The sequence below is a fragment of the Sphingobacterium deserti genome (assembly GCF_000757725.1).
GTDB classification, from domain to species: Bacteria; Bacteroidota; Bacteroidia; order Sphingobacteriales; family Sphingobacteriaceae; genus Sphingobacterium; species Sphingobacterium deserti.
Map to the genome: position 1 here is coordinate 1 of NZ_JJMU01000024.1, position 18,254 is coordinate 18,254.

Consider the following 18,254-nt stretch of genomic DNA (forward strand, 5'->3'; position numbering starts at 1 on the left):
AGTTAATAATGATTCCTGCAATCTCTGAGCAACCAAAACTTTTCTATGTACTAAGTTACTACATACTACAATCCATTCGAGTTCGCTGTCACTTCGTTAGCCGAAAGATTGCCGCGCCATCGTTCCTCTGGCTCGCAAAGACGCTGATTTTCGCATTACGCAATACACACTACGCAATTCTATATACTACATCGCTCTGCTTTTCTCCTCGGATTCTGCGTTATTTCGGCGTGTCTGCTGTTTGAGGTTTCCAAATTTATAGGTATAGGTTAAGCGGAGAACACGGTTGTCGTTGTACTGCCTAAATTGCGAGTCAAAGCGACCGAAGTTAGTCGATACATTGTTCTTCTGCGTACGGAATATGTCGGTACCTGCTAATTTCAGCGAGCTTCGTTTGTCTTTGAAGTTATAGTTAACACCTAAATCGGTACCCCAGCGCGCATGAATCTTATAGACATTATACAGAAACGAACTGTTGTAATTGACAGAAAGCTCGGCCGTAAATCCTTTACCTAGTGTAAAATTGTTTGTGCTGCGGCCTTGAAAAAATACAGACCCTTGATCAACGACATCTCCTGCTATAGGCCCGGTGAAATGCATATAGATACCCGTAAGATTATTGTTCATAGACCAGATTTTTCCGATACGTGCAGGCGCATTGACATTGAGGTATGATGTAACAGTTTGGGCAAGGTTTTCCTGCTTTATCCAAGATTCACCCGTTTCCTCATCCTGCCCGAGACTCTCTACCATCGCATCATGGGTAATATCTGTGCCCAGCGTGAAATTGAACATCTTCATCAAGGTGTAGTTCAGTGTAAAGCCATCGGTGTACTGCGGCATTAAGAATGGATTTCCCAGCGTATAGGTAAACTTGTCAATATAATAGGGCATAGGGTTTAAATACCGATAGTTTGGCCGAGATATTTTGCGGGCGTAACTTAATGACAGGATATTATTTTCATTGAAACTGTAAGACGTGCTTACCGACGGAAAGAAGTCCAGGTAGCTGCGTTTGTTGATCGTATCCGTCGTTATAGAATGTGCATTCGATGTGGTATGTTCCGCACGGACGCCAAGCTTTACACTCGCTTTTCCAAATTCGCGGCTATAATCAACATAGGCTGCTGCTATTTGTTCAGTATATACAAAATGGTTTTGTCTACGCGGAAAGCGTTGCCACTGCTCGTCGACAAACTCTTCAAAAGCTAGATTATTATCAGACTTGACACGGCTGTATTTAATCCCAGATTCAAATTTACCTTTCGCTATATTTTTCACGAAATCCAGTCTGCCTACGTAGATATCAATGTTGACAGGCATCGCTGTCCGCCAGTATTCCGGTGCGTAGATAAGCCCCCCGTTTGGAAAAAATGTCTGGTAATCGTAGTTGATATCCGACCGGTTCCGAAATGCACTCCAGTCTGCATCGAATACGAGCTTCCCTCCCAAAGTATCCAATCTAAATTCGTTATTTAAGTTTACAGAATATCGGTTAAAAGGTGTTCTACTGTTCGTAATAGTGTTCAACACAGAATCTGCAGTACCTTGCCGAGCGCCTATATTTGTTACGCTTCTGTTTAACGATTGTTCATCATCGTTATCGCCGGAAAACTGCAGCAACAGCGTATTTCTGTCCGATGTTTTTTGTTCGATGCCGAACTTGTAATTGTGTGTCTTATTGGTTTCGACAAGAGATGCCTCCTGATCAAAAACACGGGTTGTCTCTTCAGACGCAATGGTGCGCATCAAGTCCAAATCAAACTGCCGCTTATTGCGCGTAAAGCCATACGTACCAAACACACTGGTGTTGTTTTTTTTGTAGCTCAATGTCAGGGATGAGTTCCCGCGGAAAAACTCCCCTTGTGCAGCGCTTGCTAAAAATGTTCCATTAAAGCCTTCCAATCTATTTTTCTTCAGCACAATGTTGATCGTTCCAACAGATCCTTCTGCATCATCACGAGCACTTCGTACCGTACTTACTTCTATACTTTTTATTTGGTCGCCATTCATCGCCTTCAAGAAGGTTGCCAATTGCTCACCCGTCATAAAAGTTTGGCGGCCATCTATGGTGACGTTTACTCCGGCTTGCCCCATCAACTGTAGATTTTCATCTTTGTCTACACTTACACCCGGCGCACGCTGCAACACTTCCAAGGCGTTGTTTCCGGCAGCGAGGGTAGAGTTTTCCACGTTCAAGATCAGTTTGCCATCGCGTTGTTGCACAAGTGGCGCGCGGCCTTCCACAGTAACATTACCAATAGATTGCGCTTGCACGACAAGCGTGATACTATCCATCCGTACCAAGTTGCCGTCAACCTTAATGGGTGCAGATCTAAAAACTTCATGGCCAACGGCAGTGGCTTGCAAGATAAACTCGCCTGTCGGAACATTTTTGATCAGGTAGTTGCCCGTAGCATCCGTGACACCTGTTTTAATGACGGCTTCCGAGGTCGGCATCAACAAATAGATAGACACATTTGCAAGAGGCTCGTTTACGACGGAAAACACGGCTCCACGGACTTCACCCTTTGGAAGTTGCTGGGCTTTCAAGGCAGGTGCGATGAGCAAAAGAAAACAAATATTTAAGGTAATATAGCGGTATAAATTCTTCATAGGAGATGCATAATCACTCTACAATGGGCTGTCTAAACATTGCCCATTGCAGAGAAAGTGTATTTGTGCGTTTAGAAAAAAGGTTTAAATTTTGGAATTTTTGTTCTGAATTTTCAAGTTTTTATCTTTTACCTCGATAGTGACATTGGAACCGTCAATCGTGATGACAGAATCGCGTTGTGTAGTTTGCTCTTCCTCCACTTTAGTCGTTTTTTCAACCGCTTCTTTCTTTTCATCATCATCATCGTCGTCCTTTTCCGGTTCAGCTTGCGCACAAACCAATCCTGTCGAAGACATGGTCCATTCGGTATATTTTTGGTGATCTTGATCAGCATAGTTATTGAGGCATTCCCAATAGGAAACGTCACGCAGCTTATGCTCTATGCTGCGTTCCAGCACTACCTTCGCTCCGCGAGGCAGGTACACGGTTACGCCGACATATTGATCACGATCGAGCGTATTTTTCTGTAATAGGAAATGGCTCGGAAATAAGATGGTTTGTCCTTCTTGCACCGCTTCATACCCAATACCCTTCGCGCGTTCAGCAGCTAATTGATACGTCTTACCCTTTGCGGAATAATTATATTGTATATAGGGCTGCGCCAAAGAATCCAAACTTTCAAACGTGATACCGATGTTATTATGCAAATAGTTCCGCAAATCTTGGCCATCAATTTTAATATTAAATTTTGAACGTAAAGAGTCCTTTTCGCTGGCATCCAAGATCCGAACATCTTTTTCGCTGAAATGGTAGACCTTTTGCGTTGTAATATTTTTTTGAACATTGATGGTGCTTTTCTCCCGAAAATCTTGCGAGGCATAAATGCAATAATAAATAACACCAACGATAGAGACAATCCAAGTTGCGAACATGGTCAAGGATAAATAGTTATTTACCTTATCCGTTTTGAACAACACCCGAATGAGCCATAAGAAAAGTGCTAGGAAGGGAATGGTTGTCGCTAGAAAACCGAAGGTCAGCGCTATAAAAGCATCATCCGTAGCCAAAACCGCCAGCGGAGGAAACAATATCGGGTTTTCCAGACCGAAAAGGTTCATGAGGTTGAACACGTAAAAGATAACGAGGCCAAATATATTTATTCCCGTAAAGATAAGCATCAACCACGCGATCAATTTCCCGATGGCACCAAGACATCCGCCGAGTGCGTTGCTGGCTGTACGCGCGCCTCTGCCAATATGTTCGCTGGCACCTGCAAATTCGCTAGAGAAATTTTTAACTTCTTCGTCGAATGACTTCTTGAAGTTTTGCAGGTTAGGAACTTCGCCGCGCATAGCCATTTTATCAGCCCGGGTTTCTGCGACAGGCATGACAATCCACAAAATAACATAGACTAAAAAGCCGGAACCACCAATCAGCACGAATAGGACCAGCAGTATCCGAAGCCATTTCGGCTCCATACCAAAATAATGCGCTAAGCCGCTACATACACCACCCAGGACTTTATCATCCGGGTCACGCATGAGTTTACGTCCTAAATTGTCCGTTCTTGGCGCATTCGTAGCTTGCTCCTCGCTTACACCGTCACCCGCATCTTCACTCTGCTCAAAGTCACTAACGCTCCCCATGCGTGCGATGACCTGTTGCACATCTTCAAGATTGATTACCTCTTTACGCCCCGTTTGGATGCGCTCGTTAAACATCTCGGCGATACGATTTTCAATATCTTCAAGGATTTCCTTACTTTCAGCGGTATTGCCAAAATGCTTTTTGATGTCGATCATATACGACCGCAGCGTTTCATATGCATCTTCCTCTATGTGGAAAACAATGCTGTTTATGTTTATGATGATTGTCTTATTCATGACTCTGTTTATATAGTAGATTAGTGATTGTTTAATTCCTGCCTTCTAACGATGTTTGTACAGCAAACAAAAGCTCTCTCCATGTGACATCAAGCTTTGCCAACACATCTCGCCCCTCGCCCGTTATTTCATAATATTTTCTTGGTGGACCCGAGGTGGATTCCTGCCAGTTGTAACTTAAAAGTCCATTATTTTTTAACCGGGTTAAGAGCGGATATAAGGTGCCCTCCACAACTAACAATTGTGCCTTTTTTAGCTCAGCAATAATATCTGATGCATATATCTCCCCGCGGGAAATTATAGAAAGAATACAGTACTCCAGTATTCCCTTCCTCATTTGGGTTTGTGTATTTTCAGCTATCATAACAATACAAAGATATATGTTTTGTATCGTACTATGCAATACATAGTACTGTATTAATTTATAAAGCACTGTTAATCAGCAACAAATATTTAATTTGTATCTTAAAAATGGATGAATGTGGCGTTAATGGGACTTTTTTAATCGGAAAATTTGAAAGTTGCATAATTAATGCGATTTTTATGGCTGATGTTGCGATTCTTATACAACTATTCTTTAGCCATCCTGTGGGGTATTCTGATGTTACTCTTAATGGGGCTCCCTTCTAGCGATTTACCTAATACAAATTATTTCGAAGGCTTTGACAAACTTGCGCACTGCGGTTTTTTCTTTGTATTTACCACTTTGCTATTAAGAGGGGGGATTTTACAAGGTAAAGGAAGAGGTTCCAAGTTCAAGACATTTTTCATTGTCTTAATCATTACAAGCGCGCTGGCCTTTGGTACGGAGGCCATACAACTGTATTTTTCATTTGGAAGAATGGCAGATTGGTGGGATATTTTCGCAGATTACATGGGCATCGGTATGGCTTTATTAAGCTACCTTCTTTTACACCAGAGGAAGCAAGCTTATTAATTGGAAAAGCTAGCGCCGATCGATGATTTCTCGCATGCCATTTACCTAGAAACAACTCTTGTTCTGCGTTCTATTTATAGCAAATATGCATGCCAATTGCTGTAAACGGGCAGGAGATACCTTAAGCCATGGCAAGCGTAGCAACAGATACACGGCATCCAGCGCTATTTAGGCAGCGCGCAGCAGATCCAATCGTTGCCCCTGTGGTGAGGACATCATCCACCAACAGCACATGTTTACCCTCAAACGCTGTTGGATTTAGGCACCTGAATATATTTTCGACATTATCATAACGCTCCATTCTGTGCATGTTGGTTTGGCTTGGATTATTCAGTAGCCGAACGAAGTCAATTGTATTTACCGGCAGTTTTAATATTGATGCTATCCCCTGAGCCACACTGTCACATTGATTGTATCCACGACTTTTCTTCTTTTTCGGATGTAGTGGAACGGGAATAACAACATCTATGTCCCTGAAGTGCGGTGATGTTAAAAGCTGATGACCGAACTCACTTCCTAGGTATAGGCCTACCTGTAGCTCATTCTCATATTTCAATTTATGCATTAGGGTCTGAACCAATGACGATTCTGAGAACGAAAGAAAAGCCGCAGCCATTTCGATAGTAGCTTGATATTGTATGCGGCGCATGGCCTCATTATTGGAAAATAGATAGTGGTCATTAACCGGAAGGTGAAACTGGCAGTAGGAACAAAGAAACTCTTCCTGATGTAGCAATACATTTTCGCAAGATGCGCATAAAGGAGGAAATAGGATAGACACGAAGCTATCCCAATGACGTCTGATTTGCATAGGCCCGCGATTGGTATATGCAAATGTACTGATTTTTAATCAGCTACCAAATTCGCATCCTCTTCTTTAATAGCGAGTTGCCCGCATGCCGCATCTATATCTTTACCACGGCTGCGTCTCACATTCGTAATTACGCCCTGGCCACGTAGGTATTCAGCAAATTGATCTATCTTATCCGCTTCAGCATTCACAAAATCGGCCAATGCGATTGGATTGTACTCGATGATGTTGACTTTGCAGGGCACATGCTTACAAAACTTAGCAAGTTCTTTTGCATCCTGAATCTCGTCATTGAAATTATGGAATACAATATATTCGAATGTGACGGCATTTTTCGTTTTGGCGTAATAGTATTTTAGCGCCTCTGCTAATGCTTGCAAAGAGTTTTGCTCGTTGATGGGCATAATCTCATTTCGCTTTTTATCATTAGCGGCGTGCAAAGAGAGTGCAAGGTTGAACCTCACTTCATCATCGCCCAATTTTTTAATCATCTTAGCGATCCCAGCGGTGGATACAGTGATGCGTTTAGCAGCCATGTTCAAGCCATCAGGCGCCGTGATACGTTCCACGGATTTCATCATCCCGCTGTAGTTCAGCAAAGGCTCACCCATGCCCATATATACAATGTTGGTGAGCGGCTGCTGGTATTTTTCCTCTGCTTGTTTTGCGATCAGTACAACCTGATCGTAAATTTCATCCGGTTGGAGATTTCGCTTACGATCCATATAGCCTGTCGCGCAGAACTTGCAGGTTAAACTACATCCCACTTGAGAGCTCACACAAGCGGTCATTCTATCTGGCGTGGGAATTAAAACACCCTCGATGATATTGCCATCATAAAGTGTGAAACTACTTTTTATAGTCCGGTCTGAACTGATTTGTGACTGCTTCACCTGCACCGCGCGAATAACGAAGTGTTGTTTCAGCGTTTCCCGTAGTGACTTACTGAGGTTGCTCATTTGATCAAAGTCTGTACAGGATTTCACCCACAACCATTCAAACACCTGCTTTGCCCGAAAGCCCTGCTCACCCATTGCCGTCAGCTTATCCTTCAACTCTGACAAACTTAGACTTCTGATATCGATCAATTTACTCTGCTTTTCCACGATGCAAAGATAAGCAAATTTAATAAGCGTCACATGGCAGTTCGTCCTTCTTTTGTAAGAATACGTTATCTATCAGGATCTTCCATTCTGATAGACAACGTACGCCTATTGTCTGCTTTTGCTATTCCTATATTTTCGCCAACCAAAAAAGAGGAGGCCGAACACAATAAATATTGGCCATAAGCTAATCACTGTTAAGAAAATTCCCGCGGTTAAGCGCCAGCCGTCTGCTAAGGCTTGTTTCAGACGGATCCAAAAACCTTGACTACCCATTGGCGAATTTGCCTGATATTCGAATAGTTGTATGGCTATCGAGCTGAAATTGACCTGGTCTCTCAAGCTACGCATTACATTTTCCTGGCTATCAATTTCTTCTTGTAGCTGCCGGATTTGTTCTTGAATTTCGAGCAGTTCTTTTACGTTCTTGGCTTGTGCAACCATTTGTTGGTACCGTTCCAAGTAGGACCTCTTGCTTTTCAACCGAGATTCGGTATCGAAATACTGCAAAGACACATCTTCGCTTCGCAGGGATCGTTCTGTAAGTTTATCATCGCCTTGCTCAATAGCCTTTAAGTATTGATCGAGCTGATTGGCTGGAATGCGAACTACTAAGGAATAGCTACTGTAACTTCCGCTATTGGTGAGTGTTTCCTGTTCATAATAGCCAGAAAGTCTTTTGCAAAGCGCGTCGAGTGTCGCCTTGCTCTTGGCAATATCCTTTGATTCGATTGCGAGATTCCCACTACGGATAATTTTCTTCGTTTGCGGAATAGAGCCAAGCACCGCCGAGGGGTTTTCCTGATTGGAGGGGGCACTTTGGCTCATCTGTCGAACCCCTTGGGCATCGGCTGCGGCATCGCCTGTTACGCTGACTTCTGCTACAGGAGCTTCATTAGCCACTTCTGGTGATTTGTTGCAAGCTATCAGTAGCGCACAAAATGCAAATAGCGGAAAAGATTGCTTTCTCATAACGATCTATTTTAGTTATAAAGATGCAGCTTTTTCCGCTATTCCATAAAAGTTGAAAAATAATTTATTCTGCCTTTTTCAACGCTTCCTTAACTTTTGGAATGATCTGCGTTCCATACAGTTCGATGGATTTCATCATATCTTTATGGTCAGGGCTTCCCACATCCATGTGTGCTGAAAAGCGTGTTAAGCCAAACATTTCAATCGTATGCAAAATCTGTTCGACGGATTGATTGACATCGCCGACGACGAGGTGGCCGTGAATGGACCTTCCAAAATCATACTGCGAACGTTGATAAGGCGGCCATCCGCGTGACGCCCCAATACGATTCATCTGTGCCGCATAGATTGGGTAATACTGATCGGCTACAGCCTTGCTATTTTCTCCGAAAAAAGCATGCATGTGAACGCCTACCTGAAAATCTTTAATATCATGCCCATTGTCTACCCATGACTGCTGATACATTTCGAACAAAGGCTTGAAGTTTTCCGGTGCACCACCAATGATCGCAAACATGACCGGCAATCCTAAACGCGCGGCACGAATTACAGATGATGTTGTACCGCCTACTGCAACCCATATAGGCAAGCTATTATTTACCGGACGTGGAAAGATTTGTTGATTGATCAACGGTTTTCTGAATTTACCCGACCAAGTAATGGTATCTTGCTTGTTTAAGCGGGTCAGCAATTCCAGTTTTTCATCGAAAAGTTCGGCATAATCTTTTAAATCGTAACCAAACAAAGGAAACGATTCAATAAAAGAGCCCCGCCCCGCCATCAGTTCTGCGCGGCCGTTAGACAAAAGATCCACCGTCGAAAAATCCTGAAAAAGTTTAACCGGATCAGCCGAGCTTAATACCGACACCGCGCTTCCAAGTTTGATGTTCTTGGTTATTGTTGCGGCTGCAGCCAATATAATTTCTGGAGATGCTACTGCGTAATCTTCACGGTGGTGTTCGCCTATACCGAAGAAGTCGACACCAACTTCATCCATCAGTTTTACTTCTGCAACAATTTGCTGCATACGCTCTGCAGCCGGCTGTATTTTTCCTGTTGAGGGATCAATTTGCACATCCCCAAACATGCCTATTCCTAATTCAATCATATTTAGTTTCCTTTCTTATACAAAAGTACGCGCATTATTTTCCAAGAACATTGACCTACATCAAGAAGTTCTTATCCGTGGATATATTCTTTCGTGCCGTAACTTTGGATAAGGTCTCCCTCAAAATCCAGCCATTCCTGCCAGCGCTTGTCGACATCCACATCAACGGTATATTTCTTTGCAAAATTGAGGAAAGTAGTATAATGATTAGCCTCGGAAACCATCAGGTCGTAGTAAAACTTCCCTAAATTTTCGTCTTTAATGTTTTTGGAGAGCACGCGGAAACGTTCGCAGCTACGCGCTTCGATCATCGCCGCAAACAGGAGCCGGTCGATGAAAGCCTGGTTTCTGGAGCCATCTTTCTTTGCAAATTTCAGCAAACGACCCACGTAATCATCTTTACGCTCGCGCCCTAATGTGTAACCACGTTCTTTGATAATATCGATAACCATTTGGAAGTGCTGCATCTCTTCGATAGCAATCGCTGTCAATTCATGCACTAAATCCTCGTATTCGGGGTTTTGTGTAATGAGCATAATGGCATTTGAGGCCGCCTTTTGCTCACACCAAGCGTGGTCAGTCAATATTTCGCCGAGATTGGATTCGGCAATATTTGCCCACCGCGGGTCTGTCAATAGTTTTAAACCTAACATATCTTTAGATTTCGTTTTTCCTCAAAGATACGAAAAACAGTTCGCAGTGGGCAAAGTGTGGTATTACAACTGGCTTTTTACCTAGCCGAAAAAAGCCTCTGTATCGAAACCATATGTCTTCAAGACATCCGCTGGCACGCCGTTCCACACGCCGGGCCTGTTTCCTGCATAGCCAATATCTTTCACGCCCATTTCACTGGTAAAAAAACCAGAGGCTGTAAAGTTGCGCATAAGCGCAAAGAAAGCAACGCCCTGCTGCATGGCTGGTTTTGCCGTTTCTGGGTAGGCTATTTCATCAATTAAGGCCAGTTGATCTTCCTCTTTACATTTGATAAAGGCATTGCCATAGCGCTTTTGGCACTGTACATCCATCCACTTCAAACCGCCTCGCATTGGAATTTTGTTATCCGGCAAATCTTTCACCATAAACTCAATGAAATCCGGCACCCCAGCTTCAGATGCGCTACCGGATGTTTCATCCTTCGGGATGATGATGTCCGCTAAAACCGTGATGGTAGCCATCTCATGATCGGTAAAAAATTTCTCTGCCTGTAGTTGTTTATTACGTTCATGTTCGAAGTCTTGTACGCCGGGCAATTTATCAGCATCGGCGACGGAGGTCGCATCTTTTGCTTTGTCATTCTTACAAGCTGTTGCCAATACGCCTGAACCAGCAGCGATAAGCCCCAAAGCCTTTAATGAATCTCTTCTGTTCATCTCGATATTCTTAGCTATTCAATTTTTTCTTTTCTTCCAAAATATATTCTGCTGTGCGCATGGACAATGCCAAGATTGTCCAGGTAAGGTTCTTATCCCCTTGTTGCACAAATGGACCGGCATCTACCACATAAAGATTTTTACAGTCGTGCGCCTGTCCCCATTTGTTCAGCACGGACAGTTTAGGATCATTGCCCATCCGTGTCGTACCGCCCTCATGAATAATCTTGCCGGGAGCCTCTAGTCCATACAGCGTGTCAGCACCCGGTATTTCTGATGTAATGATTGCGCCCATCTCATGCATGATCGATTGAAAGGTTTCCTGCATGTGCTTCGCTTGCGCGATTTCATCATTTGCCCATTTATAGTTAAAACGCAGCACAGGGATACCAAACTTATCCACGCGTGTGGGGTCTATCTCACAGTAGTTATCTTTTCTGGCAAGCGCGGTTCCGCGACCTGCCATACCGACATTAGCGCCGTAAAAACGTCTATAGTCATCCTTGAGGCCTTTACCATATCCGCCAGCGGCCTTTTTCTCACCATTCTTTCCGGGCACTTTACCATTGACGTTAGGCACCCAATTTGTGAAACCATAAGATGGCATATGTAAACCTCCTCCATATTCAATATGGTAACCCCGCGGAAACGTCAATTTAGAATTATCCTCCCACCAAGGTGAATAAATATGAACACTCCCTACACCGTCTTCGTTGTAGCGTTTACGATCCAAAAGCTGAGGAAGAAATCCGGAAAGACTTGCTCCCGTAGAGTCGTGTAAGTAGCGTCCTACAAGTCCGCTGCTGTTTCCTACGCCACCAGGGTGCGCTGATGATTTTGAGTTAAGCATGATACGAGCACTTTCGCAAGCACTGGCCCCTAGGATGACGGTTTTCCCTTTTACCGCATATTCCTGCATATCGGTGGTGTTTACATAAGAAACACCAATGGCAACTCCTTCATCATTAGTCAGTACCTCGCGTACCATGGCATTGTCTATGACCTTTAGATTTCCCGTTTTCATTGCTGGCATAACCAAACAAGAAGACGATGAGAAATCGGCATACACCTTACAGGAGCGACCACATTGCCCGCAATAGAAACATGTACCACGGCCTTTGATGTCTGGCGAAGCTTCCGTTAAAACAGATCCACGACCAGGTATAACAGGCACGCCAGCTTTCTTAGCGCCTTTCGCGATAAAGAGTTCATTCAGGCGAGGCTTTGGCGGTTTCATAAAAATCCCGTCCGGTTCATTGCGAATACCCTCAACTGTGCCGTACACACCGATCATTCGGTCTACGCGATCGTAAAAAGGCTTAACCTCATCATACGTTATAGGCCACGCTTCCGTGACGCCATCGGTAGGTTTGAAATCATCAGGCCCCATACGCAGGGAAATCCGTCCCCAGTGATTTGTTCTGCCGCCGAGCATCCGCGCACGAAACCATTCAAACTCGGTTCCTGCGACGGTCGTATACGGCTCCCCGTCAAGCTGCCAGCCACCGAAAGCGGCATCAAAATCGCCGAAAGGGCGGGTCGTTGAAGCGCCTCTACGAGGTGATTCCCATGGCCAGCGTAATTGTAAAGCGTCCTTTGCAGGATCGAAAAAAGGCCCCGCTTCCAGCATCAGTACTTTAAGCCCCGCATGCGCGAGTATATAGCCCGCCATACCTCCGCCTGCCCCAGATCCCACGACAATGGCATCATACATCTCTGCATTTTCTTTTATTTGATAATCGGTCATAATCTCTTCTCAATGATAAACGATAAAGGTTTAAATGGGTAAGTTGCTAGCAACTAATACCATTTAGCTAAAGATAAATATAGAGAAAAGGTTTTGATTGCGCAAGCACAGGTCCACGTATCTTTTTTGATACGCTGGCGGTATGAAGCTTAGCGACACGCGTTGGTATGATCGATAGCTAAGACCTGTAACTCGGTGATACGTCCTGTCAGACTTTGTTTTTTGCCTCAATCCATAAGGACATGTATTTGTGGCTGCTCAGTTGCTGGCTATGTAAAATTTCCCCGATGAAATGTAGCTGCCGGTGGGCAGGCAACGAGGTCAGGAGCTGCTTAATATGGGTTAAAAAAAGCGGTTCGATGCGTGTTTTCCCATACGTGCTGTTCAAGAGCATTGCGCCATGAGCTTGGGCAGACTCCCAAGTTAATTGATCTTGATACAACAAGACGGCTTTACTTATAAAAAGAGACAAATCATCTTCGATAAATCCATTCCATGTGCCATTCTCACTCATGGACTCGGCACCGACAGATGTGGTTATGCTAGGTGTGCCGGTTTGCATCGCATCGACAAATTTTCCTTTAGCGCCGGCTCCGTAGCCAATCGGCGCCAATAAAACGCGGTAATTGCTCATGGTTTCACGCGCATCATCTGCTCTATCTTTGATTAAAAAGCCCTCTTTGGGCTGGTGCAATTGATAAACCTTTTCACTCGCGTATGCCCCATATATATGTAATTGGGCGCCTGGTAAGCGTTTTTTCAAGAGGGGCCATACCTCTTGTTTAAGTCGCTGCACGGTATGCCAGTTGGGTGCATGCAGGAAATTTCCAATAAACATAAAGTTTTCTCGGGCGCTATAGCTTTTCCAGTTTTGGATCTCTTGCTCCTTAATTTCATTTTCCAGGAACGGTAGGTAGTAAAGCAAACTTTCGGGTATTGAAAAATGCTGCTTAAGGATTTCTATCTCTTGCCTGCTAATGATCAACGAGATGTCGCTGCGCCATATGGCAGCAATTTCCCTCTTTGCCGTGGCATTATACAAGTTTAACGGCAGATTTTTTTTGCTAACATCTTGTCGGGCTTGGCGTAGAAGATGCAGGTCTTCGGTGTCTAAAATGGTCAACGAATGCGGCGAGAACTGACGAACGCGCCAGCCATATTGTTCCTCTATCATGAAGCGATCAAAAACCACAATCTGTGGCTGTAACTCGCTAATAAAGCTGTCAAATCTACTATCATTGAGTTGTATGTCGACCATGTCAACGCCGAGTTCGTCCAGTGGATAGCTATACGGCGTTTTACCAGCTGCAGATGCAAACACAACGGTAGCCTGCTGTGCCAAAAAAAATTCTACAAGCTGTATAATACGTGTCCCCGCCGCCGATGATGTTGGCTCCGGCCACACTAAGCCAATGAACAATACTGTTTGCATGAAACGAATGTACGTATTTCTGTTAGATGCTCATGACTTTTCTATACACCGTTAGTTAGGCGAAATTTCGACAAACAAATAGGGTGCACAGTTACCTGCACACCCTTCCCATTATTTAAGTGTATTTATAAATTATCTTCTCCGAAAGACGATCGTTGTTGTCACGCCAGCCTCGTTGTTCACTAGAGTAAGCCGCGTTACCGTTTGAATGATGCTTTCCTGAACCTCGTATGTTTTGCCATCAAATACCATGCGTTTGTTCGTTTCTAATGTATATGGATAAGAGACAGTTTCTCCACCGGTAAAAACATAAGCAAAGTTATCCGATTTAAATTCCAGTGTTCCACCTTCTCCAACCAACACCTTGGTTTCGGGAGTGCCTCCAGAAATTGTCGTTGTTTGTATAACATCGAACCATTTGTTCGCACGAATAATGTTTAACGCTGTATCTCGCCCAATATTATCGACTGTATCCTCGCTGCACGACAATACGCCCAATGAAAATATGGCTGCCAGCACAAGCATCCACGTTCTTTGTATTGCTATCACTTTCATCTTTTTTCTTTTAATATACCGCCTCAGTTTTACCAAGTATAGTGCCAAAGATTGCTGTACCTTATTCTACGCCTAGCGCGCAACGCTATGGAACCAAAAACGAAAATATTTTATATTTACGATATTTTCGTATATCTTTGATTTCTTCATAATTTGAATACTATGCTTATAAAACCTTTAATCAATTATGCCCTGCTCAGCCTGCTGGCTATAACGGGGGTGTCTGCCCAAGATGCGGAGCATGCTTTGGCCAAAGTGCACTATACATTTACCCATGTGAATGATAGTACGCAACGAGAAAAGTTTCTAAGGGACGAGGTTGTGACCTACCTTGGTACAACGGGTAGTTATTATACAAGTTACTCTAAAACACGCGCTCAAGAAGAAATTAATGAACAAATGAAAGATCCCGGTTTCGACGGCATTCTAAACATTACGCGCAACACGACGGGAATCCCGCAATCGTACTTATTTGCGAAGGAAGATTTGAAAGAGATTGTCACCATCGGTGGCGACAATTTTATGTTGGATGTGGACTATCCCGTGTTGGATTGGACTGTAAGCGAAGAAACGAAAACAATTGGCGGCTATAGCTGCCAAAAAGCTACGGTGGCCTATAAAGGTCGGGACTACAGCGCTTGGTTTGCAAGTGAACTTCCCTTTTCGTCTGGACCATGGAAGTTCCACGGCTTGCCGGGCTTAATCTTGGAGGTTGTTGATGCAAAAAAAGACGTGCAATGGCTGTATGCGGGGTTCGATAAGCAAGACAACGGCAGCGTCGCACTTGCGGCACCCGAAAACGCAAAACCATCTACACAGAAAGAAGTGCAAAAATTACAGGAAGCATTTCACGCTAACCCGCAGGCCTACATGGAAGCAAAAGGTAGAATCCGTGTGGGTGCCGGTTCCACACCAACAGCGGGAACAGGTCGTGCCACGATGACGATTCGCAGTTCCAGTTCCGCAGCAGGCGGCAGCTCGACATCGACACTGGATGCAAACCGAATCAAATCTATCAATATAAAAAGTGCGGAAAATTATTCCCCATCGAAAAACACAAATAATCCGATCGAATTAATTCTTTAAGGTTGTTACGCTTTCATATTATCTTATTCTGGACGTTCTGTTGTGCTTTTGTCGTGGCACAACAGAACACCATCACAGGCCAGCTGATCGATGGCAAAAGCGGCCGTGCAATTCCATCTGCCAGCATCCGTATGCTATCTTCAGACGGCAAGATTGTCGCATTTAAAAGTACAGATGCTACAGGTTTTTTTAGCATCCCATTCAACAAAGATCGTGCAGGCTACAGCTTGGAGGTAAACCACTTGGGGTACAAAAAATATCATATTGATTTGCCCAAGCTGGCGGAACACTTCGTCATCTCTCTGGAAGAACAAGCGATACTATTGGAAGATGTAGAAGTCAAGAGCAAACCTATGATCCGCAGATTGGGTGATACATTGGCTTACGATGTAGGGCAGTTTGCGAAAGAAGAAGATCGAAGCATCGGTGATGTCATTAAGCGCCTTCCGGGGATGGAAGTTAGCGAATCTGGACGTATTAAATACCAAGGTAAAGAGATCTCCAATTTTTATATCGATGGTGACGATCTTCTGGACGATCGCTACGCGCTGGGCACACGCACCATTCCGCATAAGATGGTAAAGGATATACAGGTATTAAACAATCATGAACACCTGAAGGTACTTAAAAACAAGCGCTTTACCGATCAAGTAGCCCTTAACTTGGTTATTAAAGAGGATGCAAAAATGAAAATGACGGCGGAAGCCAAAGTCGGCGCAGGGCTTCCCCACCAATACGAAAGCGAATTGAACAACATCTTATTCAATAAGAAGTACAAAATGTTGAATGTATTGAACGGGAACAACAGTGGGATTGACCTCAGCAATGAGCTAATTGGCTATAATCGAGAAAATACGTTGGCACGCCTTGGTACAATGCCGATCAATAACTTGCTATCGTCAGGTACGGTCGCTGCTCCTCCGCTTGCTAGACATCACTACTTTTTTAACAACAGCGGTGCCATTAACACCAATAATCTTTTTAATGTAAAGCGCAATTGGCAAATTAAATCCAATATCCAAGCGCTCTACAACCGTAGCCATCAAAACTTCAGCGGACAAACGGATTTCTTTACGCCGAAAGAAACGGTATCCTTTTCTGAAACGCAAAGAAGTGAGTTGGATGAGTGGCTTGCCGCGATCCGCCTATCGGCAAATAAAAATGTGGAACAGAAATTTATCAGCAACACGCTATCCTTAGAATATGAAAAAGAAAACGAATGGGTAACTATACACAGCAACCAACAACATATCGGCGTGAAGCGGTCCCATTTAATACGCGGATTATCTAACCAATTGGAAATTGTGCCAGAATTAAAGAACGGGAAGATCATACAGTTCAGCTGGTTTACAAATTACGGATCGAAACCGCAATCGTTGCGCTTGGAGCCGGGCATTTTCCCAAACCTCATGAATCAAAGTTTGCCTTACGATGCCACCATACAAAACCTTGACGTACCTAATTTCTTTACGCGCATTTCATCCGGCTATCGCTCACCGACGGGAAAAATAAGTCAATACTATGGGGTTAACCTTAGTGTGGAAAGCCAAGAGCTAAGCTCTGGTATTGAAATTGAGCAGCGTGGTGTTGTCAGCTTGGCGCAGCTTGATTCCAGTACAAATACGATGGCATGGCAGCGTGGACAATATCTGGGGAATGCAGAATATGGATGGAAAAATAACCGCTTAGAAACAGCGCTATCACTTCCGTTTGGATTTCAGCAGACTAGCTACAGTGACCCCACGTATCAGCTCGATGAACGACAATACCGATGGCTTTTTCTGCCGAATTTCAGCTTAAAATACCGCGCTTGGAGCGAGGATGAATTAAATTTTAATTACAACTTTTCAAACAACTTTGGGAATATCCAAGATGTATATCGTGGTGTCATCATCCGCAACTACAGGTCGCTATCACAAAACAGCGCCCAAATAAACGAGAGCAATACACATGCGTTTGCCTTCAATTATCGGTTAAACCGGACATTTGATTTGTTCTTTTCAAACGTTGGTCTGAAATACAGTAGGCAACATCGCGAAGCCATGCTATCCCAGCTTATCAGTAATGACATATCACAAACGGTGTTGCTTCCCCTTCCTAACGTGGTAAATACATGGAGTGCGGAACTTGGCGTAGACAAATATGTGATGCCACTATCGGGCACACTGAAGCTTGGTACAAACTGGTCGTATACCGATTTTAAACAACTTTTTAATGGCGAATTGCTACCCTTTCAGAATTTTAGCTATGGCCTCGCTCCACAAATAAATATCAAGCTATGGAAACGCATTGACTTTGCCTACCAAGGCAGTCTTCAATGGTCTCTATCACGGCAACGCGATTTTGCAGAACTAGGAAACAGCATCTTTTCGGCCACACAGCACATCAGCATTCCATTTTACCCCGTTAAGGGCGCTGTGGTCCGAATCAGCGGAAGACACCTCTATACACGTCAATCTGTACAGAGCGATTTCAATTATTTTTTCGTCGATGCGTTCTCGCGTTACCGAATAACGAAATGGAAAATGGACTTGGAGCTTAATCTTAGCAATTTGGCTAACATCAAGACATTCCAAACATACAGTATCTCCTCCAATCGACAATCCCAAAACAACTATGAGCTGCGAGGACGTATGGCTATTTTGAAAGTTATCTTTGCGCTGTAATAGAAATGGATATTAATCTTATCTATC

Annotated in this window: 15 protein-coding genes; 3 read left to right on the forward strand and 12 right to left on the reverse strand. The window is 43.9% G+C overall.

Features of this window, described 5'->3' with window-relative positions; all coding sequences use genetic code 11:
- Positions 1-186 precede the first annotated feature (186 nt).
- The 3 genes from DI53_RS07240 to DI53_RS07250 form a co-directional block, all read right to left on the reverse strand.
- Positions 187-2,616: a TonB-dependent receptor domain-containing protein gene (locus tag DI53_RS07240; RefSeq protein WP_037497193.1), complete on the reverse strand. Its 2,430-nt coding sequence runs from the start codon at positions 2,614-2,616 to the stop codon at positions 187-189.
- A gap of 84 nt (positions 2,617-2,700) precedes the next feature.
- Positions 2,701-4,440 carry a PspC domain-containing protein gene (locus DI53_RS07245; RefSeq protein ID WP_037497194.1) on the reverse strand — a complete coding sequence of 580 codons (1,740 nt, stop codon included), beginning with the start codon at positions 4,438-4,440 and terminating at the stop codon, positions 2,701-2,703.
- A 31-nt stretch (positions 4,441-4,471) separates the two neighbouring features.
- Positions 4,472-4,804 (reverse strand): PadR family transcriptional regulator, encoded by a 333-nt coding sequence (locus tag DI53_RS07250; protein ID WP_037497195.1) that lies wholly within the window; start codon positions 4,802-4,804, stop codon positions 4,472-4,474.
- A 168-nt stretch (positions 4,805-4,972) separates the two neighbouring features.
- On the opposite strand from DI53_RS07250, the gene DI53_RS07255 reads away from it, so the two are divergent.
- Positions 4,973-5,377, forward strand: a complete 405-nt coding sequence (locus DI53_RS07255; protein WP_241462392.1) for a VanZ family protein — start codon at positions 4,973-4,975, stop codon at positions 5,375-5,377.
- A gap of 121 nt (positions 5,378-5,498) precedes the next feature.
- On the opposite strand, the gene DI53_RS07260 is transcribed toward DI53_RS07255, so the two are convergent.
- From DI53_RS07260 to DI53_RS07300, 9 genes are all read right to left on the reverse strand, one after another.
- Positions 5,499-6,188, reverse strand: a complete 690-nt coding sequence (locus DI53_RS07260; RefSeq protein ID WP_037497196.1) for a ComF family protein — start codon at positions 6,186-6,188, stop codon at positions 5,499-5,501.
- A gap of 35 nt (positions 6,189-6,223) precedes the next feature.
- Positions 6,224-7,294 carry a dual-specificity RNA methyltransferase RlmN gene (gene rlmN / locus DI53_RS07265; RefSeq protein ID WP_037497197.1) on the reverse strand — a complete coding sequence of 357 codons (1,071 nt, stop codon included), beginning with the start codon at positions 7,292-7,294 and terminating at the stop codon, positions 6,224-6,226.
- Between the two features lie 105 nt (positions 7,295-7,399).
- Complete coding sequence (locus tag DI53_RS07270) at positions 7,400-8,263, reverse strand: DUF4349 domain-containing protein (RefSeq protein WP_037497198.1); 864 nt, start codon at positions 8,261-8,263, stop codon at positions 7,400-7,402.
- 64 nt (positions 8,264-8,327) lie between these two features.
- Positions 8,328-9,371 (reverse strand): LLM class flavin-dependent oxidoreductase, encoded by a 1,044-nt coding sequence (locus tag DI53_RS07275; RefSeq protein ID WP_338056428.1) that lies wholly within the window; start codon positions 9,369-9,371, stop codon positions 8,328-8,330.
- 71 nt (positions 9,372-9,442) lie between these two features.
- Positions 9,443-10,024 carry a MiaE family protein gene (locus DI53_RS07280; protein ID WP_037497200.1) on the reverse strand — a complete coding sequence of 194 codons (582 nt, stop codon included), beginning with the start codon at positions 10,022-10,024 and terminating at the stop codon, positions 9,443-9,445.
- A gap of 81 nt (positions 10,025-10,105) precedes the next feature.
- On the reverse strand, positions 10,106-10,741 hold the full coding sequence (locus DI53_RS07285; RefSeq protein ID WP_037497203.1) for a gluconate 2-dehydrogenase subunit 3 family protein: 636 nt from the start codon (positions 10,739-10,741) through the stop codon (positions 10,106-10,108).
- A 10-nt stretch (positions 10,742-10,751) separates the two neighbouring features.
- Positions 10,752-12,488, reverse strand: coding sequence for a GMC family oxidoreductase (locus DI53_RS07290; protein ID WP_037497205.1), 1,737 nt, complete (start codon positions 12,486-12,488; stop codon positions 10,752-10,754).
- A 208-nt stretch (positions 12,489-12,696) separates the two neighbouring features.
- Positions 12,697-13,920, reverse strand: a complete 1,224-nt coding sequence (locus DI53_RS07295; RefSeq protein ID WP_037497207.1) for a glycosyltransferase — start codon at positions 13,918-13,920, stop codon at positions 12,697-12,699.
- Between the two features lie 132 nt (positions 13,921-14,052).
- Complete coding sequence (locus DI53_RS07300) at positions 14,053-14,475, reverse strand: hypothetical protein (protein ID WP_037497209.1); 423 nt, start codon at positions 14,473-14,475, stop codon at positions 14,053-14,055.
- 162 nt (positions 14,476-14,637) lie between these two features.
- On the opposite strand from DI53_RS07300, the gene DI53_RS19555 reads away from it, so the two are divergent.
- A complete protein-coding gene (locus DI53_RS19555; protein ID WP_052072167.1) occupies positions 14,638-15,561 on the forward strand; it encodes a GLPGLI family protein in 924 nt (307 codons plus the stop codon).
- 2 nt (positions 15,562-15,563) lie between these two features.
- A complete protein-coding gene (locus DI53_RS07310; RefSeq protein ID WP_052072168.1) occupies positions 15,564-18,227 on the forward strand; it encodes a carboxypeptidase-like regulatory domain-containing protein in 2,664 nt (887 codons plus the stop codon).
- Positions 18,228-18,254 lie beyond the last annotated feature (27 nt).